Below are 17,011 nucleotides of genomic sequence, written 5' to 3' on the forward strand. Positions count from 1 at the left end.
CCCGCCCATCCTGAACTGCCGTGGGTCGGCGCGGTCCGAGCAATCACATCAGTGTAGGCGGGCAGCCGCAACAGGCCGACCGGTCTGATCTACTCGGTTATGACACCAATCGCTGACGCTCGCGCCGCGTTACATTCCTGGTCGAGGCTACCTTCACCCACTTGTGGCGGCTCACAGCCACCCGCGACGGGTAGCTTGTACACCGGCCTGGAATCGGGTGCTCGCGCCGAGGCGCTCGAGCAGACGGGCGGTGCGGCGGACGACCGTGCGGCGGGACATACCGAGCCTGCGGGCGATCGTGTCGTCGGTGGCGCCGAGGCCCATGAGGGTGAGGATCGCTTTGTCGCGGTCGTCGAGTTCGTCGGCGCTCGGGTTCACCGAGATCGGCGCGGCCAGCGACCACAGCACGTCGAAGGTGCGAACCAGCAGGCGCAGCGCGGGAGATCCGGTGAAGCGCAGACCCATCGGGTCGGGACGTCGTTCGTCGGCGTGCAGCACCAGGTTCGCTCGCTCGTCGTCGACGATGATCAGTTTGAACGGCGGTTCGGGCAGCGTGCGCGCTTGGGCGCCGCTTGCGTTGGTGGACAGCGCGTGCCGTAGTCGTTCCGCGTCCTGGTAGATCGTGTCCTGGTAGAGGGTCTGGTAGCGGATGCCCTCGCCGATCCTGGCCCGCTTCAACAGGTATTGCTGGTTCTCGCGCTCGATGTCGCTGAGGTAGGGGCCGCGTTCGATGATCTTGACCGAAGTGCGCGCCGAGGTCTGCATCTCCTCGAAATCGGCCAGCATCTCCAGGCGTTCGAAGACCGGGACCACGGATCCATTGCCGCGCGGCGAACGTCGCACCGAGCGGAACGTCTCGCTGAGACGGGCTGCCGCGGCGTGCATCTGGTTGATCTCGTGCTGGCGACGCCGAGCCTCGGCCTCGGACAACGATTCCGGGGCGTGCGCGTCCCAGACCGGTTCGCCGTCGGCGTTCTCGAGCCGGACTGCGGCCTGCATCGCGCAGAGGACTTCGAGGGTGGCGGCGGCCTCTTCCGGCGGCACGTCGAGATAGCGCGCGATATCGGCGAGGCCGGATCGGGGGTGGTGCACCAGCACGGCGTAGGTGCGCCCGTGCGGTGATCCCGGCTCGAAGATATCGCCCAGATCGGTCACAAGGCGAGCCTAACTTGCGCTGCCGGACGACAGTTCGTCCTCAGTCCGCGCATAGCCGCAGCGGAGGCGGGGGTTCGCCTAACCGGCGCTGCCGGACGACAATCCGTCGTCAGTCCGCGCACGGCCGGAGCGAAGGCGGGCGCTGCCGGACGACAGCCCGTCGTCAGCCCGCGCACGGCCGCAGCGATGGCGAGCGTACGCCTGACCGACGCGGCCGACAGCGGGATCAACCCGCGGTTGGTCGCAGCGGAGGCGGAGCTACGCCTGAGTCGCACTGGCGGACAGTGGAAGTCAGTGGGCGGACGGGCCCCAGTGCATCGGGACGCCCTTGGAAGCGAGGTACGGCAGCGGGTCGATCTTGGCGCCGCTCTGGTCCCAGATCTCCAGGTGCAGGTGCGGGCCGGTGGACTGGCCGCGGTTGCCGACGGAGGCGATCACGTCACCCGCGCGGACCCGCTGGCCCTCGGTCACGTACATGTCGTTGACGTGGCCGTAGACGGCGGTGGTGCCGTCGTCCTGCAGCACCCGCACCCACAGGCCGAAGCCGGAGGCCGGGCCCGCCTCGATGACGGTGCCGTTGCTGACCGAGTGGATCGGCGCGCCGAGCTGGTCGGCGAAGTCGATGCCGTAGTGGAACTGGCCCCAGCGGGTGCCGTAGCCGGAGCTGATCGCGCCGGCGACCGGGCGGACGGCGGGCGCGGGGGCGACCTGCTGCTGCACGCCCTTGAGGATGTCCTCGACCTGCGCGAGCGGGCCCGCGATCTCGGGCGGAAGGTTGTTGAAGCCGAACGGGGCGGCGATGGGGGCGGCCACCTGGGTCGCCTGCGGCGCGGGGGCATCGACCTCGGCGACCGGCGCCGCGACCTGCTTGGCCGCCGCGACGTTCTGAATCTCGGCGGTGCCCGTGAAGGTGATCTCGTCGGCGGCCTGGTCGGCGTCGCGCGAAGGCGCCAGCGGCGAGGCGTTGGCGATGGCCGGAGCGATCTGGGCGACACCGCCGATCAGGGCACCGGCGGCGACGGCCGCGCCCGCGGCCGCGCGGACCCGCTCGACCTGCGACGACTCGGCGCGGTGCCGCGTCGGCCGACCCGTCACGCCGTCGCCAATGAGGCTTTCGACGGTAATGGAACTGGGGCCTACCCGGTGCTGCGACAATGCTTCGTCCTAGCGTCCGACGACATTTCCGAACGAAGGCCGCCGCGTTGCGAACGAGATCCCGGTGAAGTCGTGAGGCCGCGATTTCCGAGGCTCAGGTTTCCCGGTGACCGACGTTTGTAACGTTTCGGCATCCGTTGTGACGGGAACTCTACCCTGTCGTGACCATTCCGCAACCTTCGATTGCGAAGTCGCAGGTGAGGGCTGGATCACAGGTCTCGATGGGCGAGACTTGGACCGTGATCATCGACGAATTGCGCGTCCCGATCGTGCTCGCTCCGATGGCGGGCGGGCCATCGACTCCGGAGCTGACGGCGGCGGTCGCGGAAGCAGGCGGACTCGGGGTGCTTGCCGCCGGTTATCTCAGCGCGGCAGACACCGCCGCCCGGATCGCCGCGACTCGAACCCTCACGGATGCGCCGATCGGCGTGAACCTCTTCGCGCCCGGACCGCCCACTCCGCCCGCGGACTACGCCGACTATCTCGCCGAACTCGGCGCCCAATACGAACTCGGCGCGGCGAAGCACGACACCGACGACTGGGACGCCAAGCTGGATCTGCTCGTCGAGTCGCCGGTCGCGGTCGTCACCTGCACCTTCGGGTGCCCCGCCGCCGCCGAGGTGAACCGGCTGCACGCGGTGGGCTCGGAGGTCTGGGTGACCGTCACCTCCGTCGCCGAGGCCGAGATCGCGGTGGCCGCGGGCGCCGACGTGCTGATCGCCCAGGGCGCCGAGGCGGGCGGGCACCGCGCCACCTTCGCCGACCGGGTGGCCGACGACGCCGCCGATCCGCTCGGCCTGCTGGCCCTGCTGCAACTGCTCACCGCCGCGGTGGACCTGCCGATCGTCGCCGCGGGCGGCATCGCGACCGGCTCGGGCATCGCCGCCGCGCTCGCCGCTGGCGCGTCCGCCGCACAGCTCGGCACCGTCTTCCTGCGCTGCCCCGAGGCCGGCACCAACCCGGTGCATCGCGCCGCGCTGCCGAGCACCGCGTCGACCATGCTGACGCGCGCGTTCACCGGACGGCGCGCCCGCGGCCTGCGCAACGAGTTCATGGACGAACACAGCGCGACGGCGCCCGCCGCCTACCCGGAAATCCACTACGCGACAGGGCCGTTGCGGGCCGCGGCGCGGGCTGCGGGCAACCCCGAGGAAGTGAACCTGTGGGCTGGCCAAACCCAAGCGCTGACGCCGGAGCTACCGGCCCGCGAACTGGTCGCCCAGCTGGCCGCGGCGACGAAAACCGCACTGAACTCGGCACTTTCGCGGCGAATCCAGGATTGTTGACAACCACTTTCGATTAGACTTCAGGGGCATCGCACCGCCATCCACCCCTTCCCAAGGAGGAGAGCGCCATGTCTCTCGATGTTCCCGCCGCACTGCTCGAACGCGCCGAGCGTGGCGAAATCGACGACGCCGAATTCGTCGAATGTGTCCGGAACTCGCTGCCCTACGCCTGGGAGGTCGTGAGCCGGGTGGCCGGTGAATTGAAGTCGGGCACGGCCGAATTCGCCGACAACGTGGTCCCGCCGCCGGACGAGGTGGCCCGTGGCCAGCTGCTGCGCGCCCTGGCCTCGGACGCCATCCGCGGCGGCCTGGAGCGGCACTTCGGCGTGAAGCTCGCCTTCCAGAACTGCCACCGGGTGGCGGCCTTCCCGATCGCGGCGGTCGGCGGCGAGACCTACCGCACCTTCATCGGCCCACGGGCTCAGCTACTCAACCAGAGCCCGGAGCTGCGCAACTGCTGATGGGCTCCGCCGGATGCACTGGCGCACGGCCGCAGCGGTCGTACGTATAGTCGTTCGGCACGCACGGGGGCTGTCGGCGGTTGGGGCCGACAGCGCCCGTAGGGCAAGCAGATTCGCCCCCGTTCGGTCGGTGCAGGAGGACGACCGAACGGGGGCGTTTCGCGCGTTCAGACGCCGACGCGGGCCTCGTCGTAGTCGGACGGGTCGAAAGTCCTTGTCTTCCAGCGATAGAGGACCGTGGCGCCCGGCCAGTTGTTGGTGATGCGCCCCGCCGCGTTGCGGTACCAGCTGGAGCAGAAGTTCCACGGGGTGTCCTTCAGCCGCCGTTGCAGCCAGTCGTCCCACTGCTGTTCGACGTTCACGCGGGCGGCGAGGAAGCGGCCAGGGTGCTCGGCCAGGTACTCCACCACCTGCCGGATGTAGCGGGCCTGCGATTCCAGCATGTAGATGATCGAGCCCGAGCCGACATTGGTGTTCGGTCCGTACATCATGAACAGATTCGGGAAGTTCGGAACCGAAAGGCCCAGGTAGGCACGGGCTCCCGCGTCACCCCAGACATCGGCGAGCTTGCGGCCGCCGAGGCCGTAGATGTTCATCGGAGCGAGGAACTCGGTGCCCTTGAATCCGGTGCCGTAGACGATCACGTCGACCGGGTGCTCGACACCGTCCACGGTGCGGATGCCGGTCGGCGTGACCGCCTCGATCGCCGTCGTCTCCACCGTGACGTTGGGCTGGGCCAGCGCCGGAAAGTACTCGTTGGAGAACAGGCCGCGCTTGCAGCCCGCCGCGTAATCGGGGGTCAGCTTCGCGCGCAATTCCGGGTCGGGGACCTGCTTTTCGCGGTGCCGGTCGGCCAGCGCGATCACCGGGGACTTGATGGCCGGGATGTCGGTCAGCGCGAGCGCGAGCACCTCGAAGAACGACCAGATCGCGAACCGCTCGGCCCACCGACTCGGCGGAAAGTACTTGAACAGTGCGTGGTGCAGCGCGCTGTACTCGACATCCGGCTTGGGCAACACCCAGGCCGCCGAACGCTGAAAGAGGGTGAGGTGCTCGACCTTCGGCTGGATGCGCGGAATGTATTGGATCGCACTGGCTCCGGTGCCGATGCAGGCCACCCGCTTGCCGGTCAGGTCGACGTCGTGGTTCCACTCGGCGGAGTGGAAGGCCACGCCGGTGAAGGTGTCGATGCCGGGCAGGTTCGGCAGCGCGGGCCTGGACAGCTGGCCGACCGCGGGGATGAGGATGTCGGCGTCGAGCTGCGCGCCGTCGGCCGTGCTGACCCGCCAGCGGCCGGTGCTCTCGTCGAATTCGGCGTCGGTGACCTCCGTGCCGAAGCGGATGTAGCGGGCAAGGTCGTGCTTGCGCGCGACGCCACGCATGTAGTCGTGGATGTCGCGCTGCTCGGAAAAGCGCCGCGGCCAATCGGATTTCGGCTCGGCGGACCACGAGTACAGCGGTGAGGGCACATCGCAGGCGGCGCCCGGATAGGTGTTCTCCCGCCAGACCCCACCGAGATCGGCGGCCCGTTCCAGGATGGTGAAATTCTCCAGCCCGGCGCGCCGCAGCTCGAGCGCCATGCCGAGCCCCGCGAACCCGGCCCCGATGATGATGATGGACGGCGTTGACATGGTTCGAGCGTAAAGCGGGCGACGTCCGTCACCGAGGCATCAGCGGTCACCTAATCGACATTTTCGGCCACATTGTCCATGGCTCAGCCGAGTTTCCTGTTCTATTATCTGCGTATGAATGCAGATAGCGAGCAACCGCGGTTGCCGCTCGCCGAGGATCAGGTCGGGCTGGTCGTCGAGGTGTTCAGGATGCTGGCCGAGCCGACCCGCGTGCAGCTGCTGTGGGCGCTGGTCGATCGCGAGCTGTCGGTGAACGACCTGGCCGGCGCGGTCGGCAAGCCCGCGCCGTCGGTCTCGCAGCACCTTGCGAAGCTGCGGATGGCCCGGCTGGTGCGGCCGAGGCGGGCGGGCACCACGATTTTCTACAGCTTGGAGAACGAGCACGTCCGCCAGCTGGTGGTGGACGCGGTGTACAACGCCGAGCACGCCGGACCCGGCGTCCCGCCGCACCACCGCGGCGACGGCGCGGTGGTCGAACTGCCGAATCGGAATCGAGCGACGCGGTGAGTCATACGAAACGGCATGCGGGACAGGGGTTGTCGTCGCCGACCGATGCGGGGCGCGAGGCAGAGCACGGCCGTGTCCACCGAGTCGGCCACGACCGCGCGCACGACGACCACTTGCGCGGCAACGATCACAGCCACCAACTCGGCGATGAGCACGAACACGGCGACGACCATGAGCACGGCCGCGTCTCTGCGGACGAGCAGAGCCGGGGCAAGGGCGAGGGCCACGGGCACGGACACGGGCACGGGCACAGCCACGACCACGATCACCCCGGCGGTCTGCGCGGCGCGCTCCGCGAGATCTTCGTCCCGCACAGCCACGACGCCGCCGACAGCATCGATGACGCGCTCGAGGCCAGCGCGATCGGCATCCGCGCCGTCAAGCTCAGCCTCGCCGTCCTCGGCATCACCGCCGTCCTTCAGGCGCTCGTCGTCGCGGCCTCCGGGTCGGTGGCGCTGGCCGCCGACACCATCCACAACTTCTCCGACGCGCTCACCGCGGTGCCGCTGTGGATCGCGTTCGCGCTCGGCAGGCGGCCGGCCACCCGCCGATACACCTACGGCTTCGGTCGGGCCGAGGACCTCGCCGGGCTGTTCGTCGTCGCGATGATCGCGCTCTCGGCGCTGGTCGCCGGGTACGAGGCGGTGCGCAGGATCATCCATCCGGTGGCGATCGACCACCTCGGCTGGGTCGCGCTGGCCGGGCTCATCGGGTTCCTCGGCAACGAGACGGTGGCGCTCTACCGCATTCGGGTCGGGCGGCGAATCGGGTCGGCGGCTCTTGTCGCGGACGGATTGCACGCGCGCACAGACGGTTTCACCTCGCTCGCGGTGCTGCTCGGCGCGGGCGGTGTGACACTTGGCTTCCCGCTCGCCGATCCGATCGTCGGGCTGCTGATCACGCTGGCCATCCTCGCCGTGCTGCGCACCGCGGCGCGCGATGTCTTCCACCGGCTGATGGACGGGGTCGAACCCGGGCTGGTGGCGAGCGCGGAGCGGGCGCTCGCGGCCGAGCCAGGCGTCGAGGGCGTGCGCAGCGTCCGCATGCGCTGGATCGGGCACCGGCTGCACGCGGACGTCGAGCTGGACGTCGCGCCGACCATCACGCTGGCCGACGCGCACCGCCTCGCGCACGAGGCCGAGCACACCCTCACGCACGCTGTGCCGAAGCTCGACACCGCACTTGTCCACGCTTATCCGGCCCACATTCGTTGACAGATCACGTTTTTCGATTGCCGCGCTGACCTGGGAAAACTGAGGGCATATGCCCCTCCTTTTGATTTCCGTCACGGCCGCTCGCGGTGTGACCGCCGTTCGGTAGCATCGCCGATGTGACGTGGCTCATGTCGGCCACGCGGATAAGGAGTACCCGATGTTGAGCACCATGCAGGACGAGCCGCTCTCGCTCGCGACGCTGTTGAAGTACGCCGCTACCTTCCAAGGCGACAGCACCGTGTCCACCTGGACCGGCACCGGCGTGCGCACCATGACCTACCGCGAGATGGGCACCGAGGCGGCTCGGCTGGCGAATGCGCTGCGCGGGTTCGGCATCGGTGTCGGTGATCGGGTCGGCACCTTCATGTGGAACAACAACGAGCACATGGTCGCCTACATCGCGGTGCCCGCGATGGGTGCGGTGCTGCACGCGCTCAACATCCGGCTGTTCCCCGAGCAGTTGGTCTACGTGGCCAATCACGCCGAGGATCAGGTCGTCATCGTGGACGGCACGCTCGTGCCGATGTTCGCCCAGTACCTGCCGAATTTGAAGACGGTGCGCCATGTCATCGTCGCCAATGGTGACGCGTCGGCGTTGCAGGCTCCCGAGGGTGTGCAGGTGCACTCCTACTCCGAGTTGCTTGCCGCTCAGCCCGACACCTTCGACTTCCCGGTGATCGACGAGAAGTCCGCTGCCGCAATGTGTTACACCTCGGGTACCACCGGCGACCCGAAGGGTGTGGTGTACTCGCACCGCTCCAACTGGCTGCACGCCATGCAGGTCTGCTCGCCGATGGGCATGGGCTTCAGCGGCGCCGACAACGTGCTCGCGATCGTTCCGCTGTTCCACGCCAACGCCTGGGGCCTGCCGTACGCGGCGCTGATGTCGGGCGCGAATGTGCTGATGCCCGACCGGTTCCTGCAGCCGGGTCCGCTGCTGGAGATGATGGCCGATCAGAAGCCGACCTTCGCCGCGGCCGTGCCGACCATCTGGGGCGGCGTGCTGGCGGGTCTGGCCGCCAAGCCGCAGGACATCTCGCACCTGCGCACCGCGGTGGTCGGTGGTTCGGCGGTGCCGCCGTCGATGATGCGTGCCTTCCAGGAGCAGCACGGCGTGCGCATCCTGCACGCGTGGGGCATGACCGAGACCTCGCCGCTGGGCAGCGTCGCGCACCCGCCCGCCGGGGTCACCGGCGAGCAGGAGTGGGAATACCGTTACACCCAGGGCCGTTTCCCGGCCAGCGTGCAGGCGCGGCTGGTCGGCGACGACGGCAGCGTGGTGCCCAACGACGGAGAATCGCTCGGCGAGTTGGAGGTTCGCGGTCCGTGGATCACCGGCTCCTACTACTCCCCCGAGGGCGGAGTCATCGACCCGGACAAGTTCGACGACGGCTGGCTGCGCACCGGCGACGTCGGCAAGATCAGCCCGAACGGCTACCTCACGCTGGTGGACCGCTCCAAGGACGTGATCAAGTCCGGCGGCGAGTGGATCTCCTCGGTGGACCTGGAGAACGCCGTCATGGGTCACCCGTCCGTCGCCGAGGCCGCCGTCATCGGCGTGCCGGACGAGAAGTGGGACGAGCGGCCGCTGGTGGCGATCGTGCTGAAGGAAGGCACCGAGGCCAAGGCCGAGAAACTGCGCGACTTCCTCGCCGACAAGTTCGCCAAATGGCAGCTGCCCGAACGGTGGACGTTCATCGCGGAGGTGCCCAAGACCAGCGTCGGCAAGTTCGACAAGAAGCGCCTGCGCGCCCAGTACGCGGATGGTGATCTGACCGTCACCACGCTGTCCTGAGGTAGCCCGAAGCCCGGTCCCGTTGTGCGCCAGCGGGATCGGGCTTCGCGCTGTCAGCGACATGTTCCGCCCGCCGATCGGATTCCGGCTTCGCCGCGCGCCACCGCAACCAGGCCTCGCGCGGTCAGTGCCCCGGACTCGCTGCGCGCAACCGGGCTCGAGCCTTGCGCTGGTGCCGCGTCGAGAATGGTCGGCACGTAACCGACCGAAGGCACCCTTCATCCCGCCAGACCGACTGAAGGCGACCTTCACTCACCTGAACTGTCCCTATGAACCGGCCGAGGGCGGTCTCGACCGTGGTGGGCGGGGGCTGTGTGGGTCGCTGGGAGCGGGCGAATGGTGTCAGGGTGGTGGGTCGGCTGTGGCCCGGCGGGCGCGTTTGGCTTGGGCGCGGTCGATGCGTGGGTCTTCGGTGACCTCGTAGCGTTTCAGGTAGAGGCTGACGAAGGACTGCGCGGTGGCGGTGGCCGGGATGGCGAGTAGTGCACCGACCGCGCCGAGCAACGCTCCGCCCGCGAGCACGGCGAGCAGGGCGACGGCCGGATTGACGTCCACGGTGCGCGCGGTGAGCTTCGGTTGCAGCACGTAGTCCTGGAACTGCTGGTAGACGATGGCGAACAGAATCACCCAGACCGCGTCCAGCGGCCGGATCGTGAGCGCGACCAGCACCGGAAGCACGCCGGCGAGATAGGTGCCGACGGTCGGCACGAACGAGGCGACCACGCCGAACCACACGCCCATGGCGATCGCGTTCGGCACGCCGAGCACCGCGAGGAAGACGCCGTGCGCGACCGCGGAGATCACCGCGAGCAGCGCGCGGGAGTAGAGATAGCCGCCGGTCTTCTGGATGGCGAGATCCCAGGCGCGCAGCACAGCGTCCTGCCTGGTCGGCGGCAGCAGCGAGCACAGCGATCGCCGCAGCCTCGGCCCTCCCGCAGTGAGATAGATGCTGAACAGGGCGATCAGCAGCAGTTTGGCCAGCCCGCCGACGATTGTGGCGGACAGTCCCCAGGCGTGGTTCGCGGCGCGCTCGGCGTAGCCGGTGAGGGTGTCGGTGTCCTTGGTCAGCTGTTCACGCAGCTGATCGAGGGTGAAGTCCTGGCCGAAGGTGCGGTTCACCCAGTCGACCAGATCGTCCACCAGCCGCGGCAGTTCGATCACCAGGTCGTGCACGGTCTCCACCAACAGGACTCCGAGCGCAGCGACGAACCCCGCGACGAACAGGAACACCAGCACGAACACCACCGCCGTGCCCAATCCTCGGGACATCCCGCGCGCGGCCAGGCTGTCCACCGCGGGTTCCATCGCCAGCGAGACGAAGAACGCCACGAACAGCACGACGAACAACCCGATCAAGCGGTGCGCCGCCCAGTCGAGCAGTTGGAAAGCACCTAGTAAAAGGAAGGCGAGTATCAGCGCCCTCGGCAGCCAGGCGGGCATCCGACTGCGCTCGGTCGTCCGGCTCTGCTCGGTCGACCGGCTCTGCTGAGTCCCCTCCTCCGGCTCCCCGCGCGCCGCAACCTCGGAGCCGGTGGGCTCCGATGCCTCGGGACCCGACTCGGCGTCGGGCGGGTAGGCGGCCACTTGCCCAGTGTGGTCGATTCCGCCCCGAATCCCCGGTTGCGACCCGCGCCGGATGCGCACCGCCCTCACTACCGCGCGCTGCGCCGCCAATAACACCACGGCTGGTGCCGCGTCCAGAATGGTCCGATGCGGTAACCGACCGAAGGCCACCTTCATCCCGCCAGACCGACTGGACGCGACCTTCATTCACCCAACCTGCGCGCCCCGGGCTGGCCGCACTCAGCCGCCCTACCGTTGCGCCCGGTCGCCGATCAGGAAGTCGGAGATGGCGGCGCCGACCGCGGCGGGTTGGTCGAGCATCGACAGCACGTAGGCGTCCTCGATCTCGACCAGGCGGGCGCGCGGGATCAACTCGGCCAGTCGGCGACCGTGCTCGCGCGGCATCACCTTGCCGGCCGAGGACCACAGGATCAGTGCGTCACCCGAGAAGTCGCGCAGCGATTCGGTATTCGCGATGAGCTCGGGCTTGGCGAACCCGGACTTGGTGTAGGCGAGCAGATCCCGGCGGATCCGCTTGTCGCGCAAACCGGGCTCGGTCCAGCCACGTACCAAATCGTCGGGCAAGGGAGTGCGCGCCATCCAGCCGAACAGCAGCGGCGAGGACCGCAACCACGGCACGCGTAATTGCCTCAGCGCCATCGTGATTCCGCCCGGCAGCGTGGTGGCAAGGGTGGCCATCTTGCCGGGCAGGCCGGGCGGAAAGTTGTCGAACGCCTCGCACGGCAGCACGATCAGCCTGCCGACCCGCTCGTCCAGGCCGTAGGCGGTGAGGAACAGGCCGCCGCCCCAGTCGCTGTGCACGAGGGTCACATCGCGCAGGTCGAGCGCGGCGAGGAAGTCCGCGATGAGCTGATTCAATCCGCGCAGACTCAGGTCGACCCCCGCCTTCAGCGGAATCGGATGCGCGCCGAGCGGCAGATCCGGCAGCACGTACCGGAACCCCTCGGGCAGCCGGTCGAGCACCGCGTCCCACACCGTGTGGTTCATCAGCAGCCCGTGCAGCAACACCACCGGCGGCCCGTCGCCGCGCTCCACATAGTGCAGTTGACCAGCGGGAAGATCGACGGTCGGCATCGGTTTCCTCCATTCGAGCGATCGCTCTAGAGTGTTTGCTCTAGTCTGGAACGGTGACCGAGAAGATGTCAACAGGCACCCGCGACCGCCTCGTCACGGCCATGGCGGAACTGATGCGCACCCGCGGCTACAGCGCGACCAGCGTCAAACAGATCACCGTCGCGGCGGCCGCACCGATGGGCTCGCTCTACCACCACTTCCCCGCGGGCAAGCCCCAGATCGCCGCCGCGGCCCTACGCACCTCCGGCGCCGCCTACGTCCAACTCCTCCCTCTCCTCATGGACCCCTACGACGACCTACGCGAGGCGGTCCCCGCCGCCTTCACCGCCGCCGCCGAACAAATCGTGCAAACCGACTGGATCAACATGTGCCCCGTCGGCACCGTCGCAGGCGAAATCGCCGACAGCGAACCGGAATTGCGCGCGGTCGCGGCCGAGGTCATCGGATTCTGGATCGAGCAAGGAACGGACTACTTCATCCGCCGCGGCATCGCCCCCACCCCCGCCCGCGACCTGATCCTGGCGATCCTCAGCGCCCTGGAGGGCGCTTTCGTCCTGAGCCGGACACTGCGGTCTGCGGAACCGTTGCATTCCGCCGGGCGCGCGATGGCGGCGCGGGTCGAGGAGCTGCTGGCCGCGAGACCCAACGAAGTTCGTTCGCTGTAGCGCGGCGAACCCGAGAATGCGTGCGCTCCACCCCGCGACGGCCCGCGCGTCCTCGCTCAGCCCGACCAAGCCACGGCGAGCTCCGCAAGAGGCGAGGGATCGGTGGGGGCGATATATCGGTAGCTCTGGGGCGGCTGGAACGCCGAATGTGTCCGTAACCAGTTGAGCGTCAACGGTTCTGGCAACGCGCGGGGGGCGATGATAGAAAGAGCGGTGGCATGCTCGGCACCGGCGAGGTATTCGTAGAACTCCGTTCGCGACAGCCCCAGCTTGTTGCGGTATCGGCGCCAGATGGTCGCGGGGCTGGCGGTATCTCGGTCTGCCATCTTTGCCACACCTACTACCGCCATGACTGGGGAGCTGGCATAGAGGACGAGAAGCGTACCGGGAAGTGCGGATACGCGGGTTCGTCGCAATTCGACGGTCTTGGTGCCGTCGAGGATCGCCTGGGCGAATCTGGGGCGAAGCGACAACAGCAGTGGGCGTGTGGCGGGCAGATGTTCGCCTTCGGCTACGCGTGTCGCGATCATGGCACGAACCTTATCTGCAGCCGCGCTCGAACGCACGTTCGACTTACGGATCCGGATGTCACTGGAGGGCAGCAGTTCCGGTCCGATACAGGGCAGCGAACAGCTCCGGCGTGATGGGTTGAGGCCCGTAGAACGTTTTCGGCCCGCCGTGTCGCTCCCTGAGTTGGCTGTATGTGCTCTTGGAGATCGGTCTGTCGAACAGTTCAGTGTCGGAGAACCGCAGGGCTTGTATGGTCGGTCTGCCGTCGGCGAGCTTGTCCAGATGTGGCAGGTCGAGGACACCGTAGTGTTCGAGAGCGGAATGCAGTTTTGCCGGGGTGCCGACGTCGATGGCGTCCAGGAAAGACGTGCCGATGATCTCTGCGGTGGTACGGCGCCCTTGGCTGACTCGCCACAAAACCCTCGCGGGCGCAGTCAGCTTGGCATCGGCGGCCCGATAGTAGACCTGCTCACGGCCCAGGGACAGCTCAACGGGACGAGCTGTGAGCTGGACCGGGTAGCCAAGCAGCTCGCCGCTCCATCTGGGCTGGATTGGAATGACGTAGTGCGGAAGTGCGCTGTCGATGAGTTTGGCCGGCCAGAGCGACCGCTCGACCTCGGCGGCTGCGTGCGGGGGAAGGCCAGGGCGCAGGAGTGGCCCCGGGCCCACGCCGACGAATCGTCGCGCGTCATTGGCGACCTGGCTGATGTCGTGACTGTTCCCGCATACCGGAACGACCCATGCATACTTGTGGTCACCGTGGTGATGGAACGAATCAAATGTCATCGCACGGGTGAGAACGCCGCCCACGTGTCGGTCTGAGACGTCGATGACATGTGCCCCTTGCTCCCGCGCGTCGCGGCGTAGCAACCAAAGGAGTTGGCGGGCGATCGTGTCGGACAACTGGTGTCCGACTGTCCGCAATAGCGGCACTCGCAAGACCTGCCCATCGAGATGTGCTGCGTAGCAGGCGATAGCGGGCTCATCACCCGTGCGGATCAGCCATCGCGGCACCTCCTCTCGTGCGAGCCTACGCAGCAGATCGCGCAGTTCACCGCGGGTCTCGCCGGAAGTCCTGCCCAGGAACTCCTGTAGACGGGGTTCGTCGTCCGCACCGGCTCGGACCTGGTCGTATGTACTGCCTTGGAGCCGTGCGGGTTGGTAGGCCCACCGTCGTGCGACCTTGTCCAAGTGGGTGACAAGGTGGTCCGGGTCCAGGACGTGGAAGGAAGCCAAGGCGGGCACGGTTTGTCGCAGGTGGTCGAACCGCTCGCGCAGCCTACCGTCCCACGTCAGGAGAACGCCGACACCGGAGGCCACAGCCTCCGCAATTTGCCACAGATCCCCTTCGTCCTGGGGCGAGAGTTTCTGGTCGACACCAGTCGATGCGCGGGCCAGCTGTGCGAACAGGTTCTCGGCTTCGCCGACCGCTGCGGTTCGTCGTGGGTATTGACTCGCGGCTTGCTCGATCGGGGTCCGTTGGACTCGAGGACGGTTTGCCAGTTCGCGGTCAACGGCGTTGGTGACGACCAGGCGAAGACGGCCGTCCAGGTGGTCGGCGACCAGCACCTGGGACCGCTGTGAGCCGGGCGCGTCTGCCCGCGTGTGCAGGTCCATGAGAATGTTGAGATCGAGAGCAGCCTCCAGCAGATCCGGCTCGTCTGCCAGCAGTTCGGGTTCAGCGAGGAAGGTGAACAGATCCGCGTGGCCGTGATCCAGCCACCACACCGTCATCGGGTGGCGATCCTTGCTGCGGCCGACGGCGCGACCGCGGGCGCTGAATCCCAACGCCTCCCACATCGGGTTGAGCCCGTAGTCGTCCCGACACTTGGCGCGTATGCCGAGTCGCGAGGAATGCCTGGTCCGGATCTCGGCCACCAACGCGTGGGCCACGCCCGACTTACGTGCCTCGGAGGCCACGCACAGGTGCGACAGCACGATCTGGTTGTTGCGGGGCAGCCGGAACAGGGCATAGCCCACAGGTCGACCATCGATCCTTGCGGCTACCAGGCCGCCCCGGTACGCGGCATCCCAGAACGCGCCTGCTGGCATCATCCCCAACGTCCGGCTGTACCGCTTGGCCAATCTGATGAGCTCATCGACCACCGGATCGCCCGGCTGTACTTCGCCAACCTCGAGCGCGCCCATAAAACGATCACCTTACCGGTCATCATGGCCTGGCCGAGCGGTATTCGACTCTGCGCCACATAGTCTCGCATGTGTACAACGCAGGGGTGCTATGCCTTGTCGTGACGCCATGACCGATCTGTGCAGCCATCAGGAACCGCTAGTCCGCGGACAGCGACTTCGCCCCTCACTCGGCCGCGTCACCGGCAATTGCGAACCGACCCGCAACGCCCGAACTCACAGCACGAGATCGGTCAGCTGTTCCCAGTCGATTTGGATTCGAATCGGAAGGTCGACCGCAAAGGCGGTGCCTGGCTTGAGTATCCGCGCGAGCCGGTAGTGCCCGACGCCGTGGTCGAGGCCGTATGTCTCGATGGAGATCACCTCGGTGTCGGACACGCTGACCAGCCAGTACCAGGGAATTCCGGCGGCAGCGTATTCACTCATCTTCTCGAGCCGGTCGGTTTTGACCTGACTGGGTGAGATGACCTCGACGGCGATCTTCAGGTGTCGCGCGGGCACGGGTCGAACCTCGGACGGCACGCAGTCGAACAGCGCCACATCGGGACGACGAATGGTCGCACGCGGCACTTCCCACAGCACAATGTCGAAGTCGTGGTTCGTGTCCAGACTGGCCGACGGATCTTCGCTCATGCGCTCTTTGGCAGCCGCCTCGAGCATGGCGAGGAGGCGTTGCACGGCCTTCTGATGCGCTCGGGTCGGTGATTCGCTCCGGACGGCATCCCCATTGACCACTTCCACCAAGCGGCAGAACTCTTCCGGCAGCTCGCGCCAGATGTCGACGGTGATCGGTTCGGGCTAGACATTGTCCGGCCGGGCCCAATCGAAGATCGCTGACATGAGTCGAATCCTAGGTGGTGCCAGCCGGGAAGCCGCCGGACTGGCTTCGCCACCCCGGGCACGGGCACAGGACGGCAGCGGGACCGGGGAGGGCCCTGGGCAGGGCGTGCTTTTCCGACGCGGTTCGATGACTTCGTTCAGGACATCGCGGCGCGGATCAGGTCGGCGATTGCGCGATCGATGCGGTCGCGCTCCGCGCTGAGTTCGCCGACCAGTCTGGCTGTGGCGATCGCGGTCAGGCGGCCGTCGGCGTCTCGCAATCGCTCGTCGCCGAACCTGACCTGTAGGCCACGCGACATCCACTGAGCCGATAGTGTTTGTCAGCGAGGGTGGTAGCTCGGAACGGGGGGAACTGATGGCTGGGAGCGAATCCGCCGTGGTGCGCGGGAAGCGCATCTGGGACCGATCCCGGCGGGGGCGTTATCGAGTCGCGGCTTGCTTGGCGATCCTCGGTGCGCTGCTCTGGACCATGCAATCGCTCGGCGCGTGCGTGCAGTCGCAGGAAGGCAAGTGGCAGGACCAGGATTACCTGTCTGTCGGCAACTCGATGATCACCGCCGACAACCTGCTGGCGCTGCTGTGCTTCGCGTTCCTCGGCGTCGCGGGGATGCTGGGCTACGGCGCGGTGCTTGTCTTGCGCGGCAACATGTTCGGGCGCAATCTGGTATCGGCCGGAGCGTGGCTGGTGATCTGCGGTCAGTTGTTCGCGGCAGTCCTGGCATCCATCCCCATCGACGCCTTCTATTACTCCACTCCCGCCAACCTCGTGTTCGCGACGCCATTGGTGATCTTCCCTTTGGTGACGATTCTCTGCCTCACGTAGGTAAGCAGTCACGTGGTGCCCTCGGCAGGATTCGAACCTGCGACACCCGCTTTAGGAGAGCGGTGCTCTATCCCCTGAGCTACGAGGGCTGGCCGGGTGGTTGTGTGCCGAACCGGACGGCGGGGAGTCTACCGGGTGGCGGGGGTGGGAACAGCATGGACGG

At 67.6% G+C, this 17,011-nt stretch carries 16 protein-coding genes and 1 tRNA gene; 7 read left to right on the forward strand and 10 right to left on the reverse strand.

The window, feature by feature from the left end; genetic code table 11:
• Positions 1–171: 171 nt before the first annotated feature.
• Entirely contained in the window at positions 172–1,155 is a 984-nt protein-coding gene (locus NAM01S_RS14885; protein ID WP_067785385.1) for a LuxR C-terminal-related transcriptional regulator, read from the reverse strand.
• Positions 1,156–1,446: 291 nt separating this feature from the next.
• On the reverse strand, positions 1,447–2,250 hold the full coding sequence (locus tag NAM01S_RS14890; RefSeq protein ID WP_067785388.1) for a M23 family metallopeptidase: 804 nt from the start codon (positions 2,248–2,250) through the stop codon (positions 1,447–1,449).
• A 281-nt stretch (positions 2,251–2,531) separates the two neighbouring features.
• On the opposite strand from NAM01S_RS14890, the gene NAM01S_RS14895 reads away from it, so the two are divergent.
• Positions 2,532–3,596: a nitronate monooxygenase gene (locus NAM01S_RS14895; protein WP_084482948.1), complete on the forward strand. Its 1,065-nt coding sequence runs from the start codon at positions 2,532–2,534 to the stop codon at positions 3,594–3,596.
• A 68-nt stretch (positions 3,597–3,664) separates the two neighbouring features.
• Positions 3,665–4,057, forward strand: a complete 393-nt coding sequence (locus NAM01S_RS14900) for an SCO5389 family protein (protein WP_067785391.1) — start codon at positions 3,665–3,667, stop codon at positions 4,055–4,057.
• Between the two features lie 167 nt (positions 4,058–4,224).
• On the opposite strand, the gene NAM01S_RS14905 is transcribed toward NAM01S_RS14900, so the two are convergent.
• Positions 4,225–5,688: a flavin-containing monooxygenase gene (locus NAM01S_RS14905; RefSeq protein ID WP_067785394.1), complete on the reverse strand. Its 1,464-nt coding sequence runs from the start codon at positions 5,686–5,688 to the stop codon at positions 4,225–4,227.
• Positions 5,689–5,802: 114 nt separating this feature from the next.
• On the opposite strand from NAM01S_RS14905, the gene NAM01S_RS14910 reads away from it, so the two are divergent.
• The 3 genes from NAM01S_RS14910 to NAM01S_RS14920 all read left to right on the forward strand — a co-directional run bounded on the left by NAM01S_RS14910 (position 5,803) and on the right by NAM01S_RS14920 (position 9,204).
• The gene (locus NAM01S_RS14910) at positions 5,803–6,195 is read left to right on the forward strand and encodes an ArsR/SmtB family transcription factor (RefSeq protein ID WP_067785484.1); all 393 of its coding nucleotides are present in this window, start codon (positions 5,803–5,805) and stop codon (positions 6,193–6,195) included.
• A 278-nt stretch (positions 6,196–6,473) separates the two neighbouring features.
• Complete coding sequence (locus NAM01S_RS14915) at positions 6,474–7,409, forward strand: cation diffusion facilitator family transporter (protein ID WP_067785487.1); 936 nt, start codon at positions 6,474–6,476, stop codon at positions 7,407–7,409.
• 157 nt (positions 7,410–7,566) lie between these two features.
• Positions 7,567–9,204, forward strand: coding sequence for a long-chain fatty acid--CoA ligase (locus NAM01S_RS14920; RefSeq protein ID WP_067785490.1), 1,638 nt, complete (start codon positions 7,567–7,569; stop codon positions 9,202–9,204).
• A 342-nt stretch (positions 9,205–9,546) separates the two neighbouring features.
• Here the strand turns inward: NAM01S_RS14920 and NAM01S_RS14925 are convergent, their stop codons facing one another.
• Entirely contained in the window at positions 9,547–10,788 is a 1,242-nt protein-coding gene (locus NAM01S_RS14925; protein ID WP_253798651.1) for an AI-2E family transporter, read from the reverse strand.
• Between the two features lie 228 nt (positions 10,789–11,016).
• A complete protein-coding gene (locus NAM01S_RS14930; RefSeq protein WP_067785399.1) occupies positions 11,017–11,862 on the reverse strand; it encodes an alpha/beta fold hydrolase in 846 nt (281 codons plus the stop codon).
• A gap of 53 nt (positions 11,863–11,915) precedes the next feature.
• Between NAM01S_RS14930 and NAM01S_RS14935 the strand changes: the two genes are divergently transcribed.
• Positions 11,916–12,527, forward strand: coding sequence for a TetR/AcrR family transcriptional regulator (locus tag NAM01S_RS14935; protein WP_253798648.1), 612 nt, complete (start codon positions 11,916–11,918; stop codon positions 12,525–12,527).
• Positions 12,528–12,583: 56 nt separating this feature from the next.
• Here the strand turns inward: NAM01S_RS14935 and NAM01S_RS14940 are convergent, their stop codons facing one another.
• From NAM01S_RS14940 to NAM01S_RS35960, 4 genes are all read right to left on the reverse strand, one after another.
• Positions 12,584–13,057 (reverse strand): ASCH domain-containing protein, encoded by a 474-nt coding sequence (locus NAM01S_RS14940; RefSeq protein WP_084482950.1) that lies wholly within the window; start codon positions 13,055–13,057, stop codon positions 12,584–12,586.
• A gap of 58 nt (positions 13,058–13,115) precedes the next feature.
• Positions 13,116–15,185, reverse strand: a complete 2,070-nt coding sequence (locus NAM01S_RS14945) for a GNAT family N-acetyltransferase (RefSeq protein ID WP_067785402.1) — start codon at positions 15,183–15,185, stop codon at positions 13,116–13,118.
• A 216-nt stretch (positions 15,186–15,401) separates the two neighbouring features.
• Positions 15,402–15,926: a Uma2 family endonuclease gene (locus NAM01S_RS14950; RefSeq protein ID WP_253798703.1), complete on the reverse strand. Its 525-nt coding sequence runs from the start codon at positions 15,924–15,926 to the stop codon at positions 15,402–15,404.
• A 236-nt stretch (positions 15,927–16,162) separates the two neighbouring features.
• Positions 16,163–16,324: a hypothetical protein gene (locus NAM01S_RS35960; protein ID WP_174554808.1), complete on the reverse strand. Its 162-nt coding sequence runs from the start codon at positions 16,322–16,324 to the stop codon at positions 16,163–16,165.
• 140 nt (positions 16,325–16,464) lie between these two features.
• On the opposite strand from NAM01S_RS35960, the gene NAM01S_RS14955 reads away from it, so the two are divergent.
• A complete protein-coding gene (locus NAM01S_RS14955) occupies positions 16,465–16,848 on the forward strand; it encodes a hypothetical protein (RefSeq protein WP_253798646.1) in 384 nt (127 codons plus the stop codon).
• 13 nt (positions 16,849–16,861) lie between these two features.
• Here NAM01S_RS14955 and NAM01S_RS14960 read toward each other — a convergent pair.
• Positions 16,862–16,937: transfer RNA gene (locus NAM01S_RS14960), tRNA-Arg, on the reverse strand.
• Positions 16,938–17,011 lie beyond the last annotated feature (74 nt).

Origin of the sequence: Nocardia amikacinitolerans NBRC 108937, assembly GCF_001612615.1 — a bacterium.
Classification (GTDB): domain Bacteria; phylum Actinomycetota; class Actinomycetes; order Mycobacteriales; family Mycobacteriaceae; genus Nocardia; species Nocardia amikacinitolerans.

Coding starts and splice junctions, on each gene's coding strand:
- NAM01S_RS14945 (WP_067785402.1), bottom strand. CDS start 15,185: ATGGGCGCGCTCGAGGTTGGCGAAGTACAGCCGGGCGATCCGGTGGTC.
- NAM01S_RS14895 (WP_084482948.1), top strand. CDS start 2,532: ATGGGCGAGACTTGGACCGTGATCATCGACGAATTGCGCGTCCCGATC.
- NAM01S_RS14910 (WP_067785484.1), top strand. CDS start 5,803: ATGAATGCAGATAGCGAGCAACCGCGGTTGCCGCTCGCCGAGGATCAG.
- NAM01S_RS35960 (WP_174554808.1), bottom strand. CDS start 16,324: ATGTCGCGTGGCCTACAGGTCAGGTTCGGCGACGAGCGATTGCGAGAC.
- NAM01S_RS14900 (WP_067785391.1), top strand. CDS start 3,665: ATGTCTCTCGATGTTCCCGCCGCACTGCTCGAACGCGCCGAGCGTGGC.
- NAM01S_RS14930 (WP_067785399.1), bottom strand. CDS start 11,862: ATGCCGACCGTCGATCTTCCCGCTGGTCAACTGCACTATGTGGAGCGC.
- NAM01S_RS14940 (WP_084482950.1), bottom strand. CDS start 13,057: ATGATCGCGACACGCGTAGCCGAAGGCGAACATCTGCCCGCCACACGC.
- NAM01S_RS14920 (WP_067785490.1), top strand. CDS start 7,567: ATGTTGAGCACCATGCAGGACGAGCCGCTCTCGCTCGCGACGCTGTTG.
- NAM01S_RS14905 (WP_067785394.1), bottom strand. CDS start 5,688: ATGTCAACGCCGTCCATCATCATCATCGGGGCCGGGTTCGCGGGGCTC.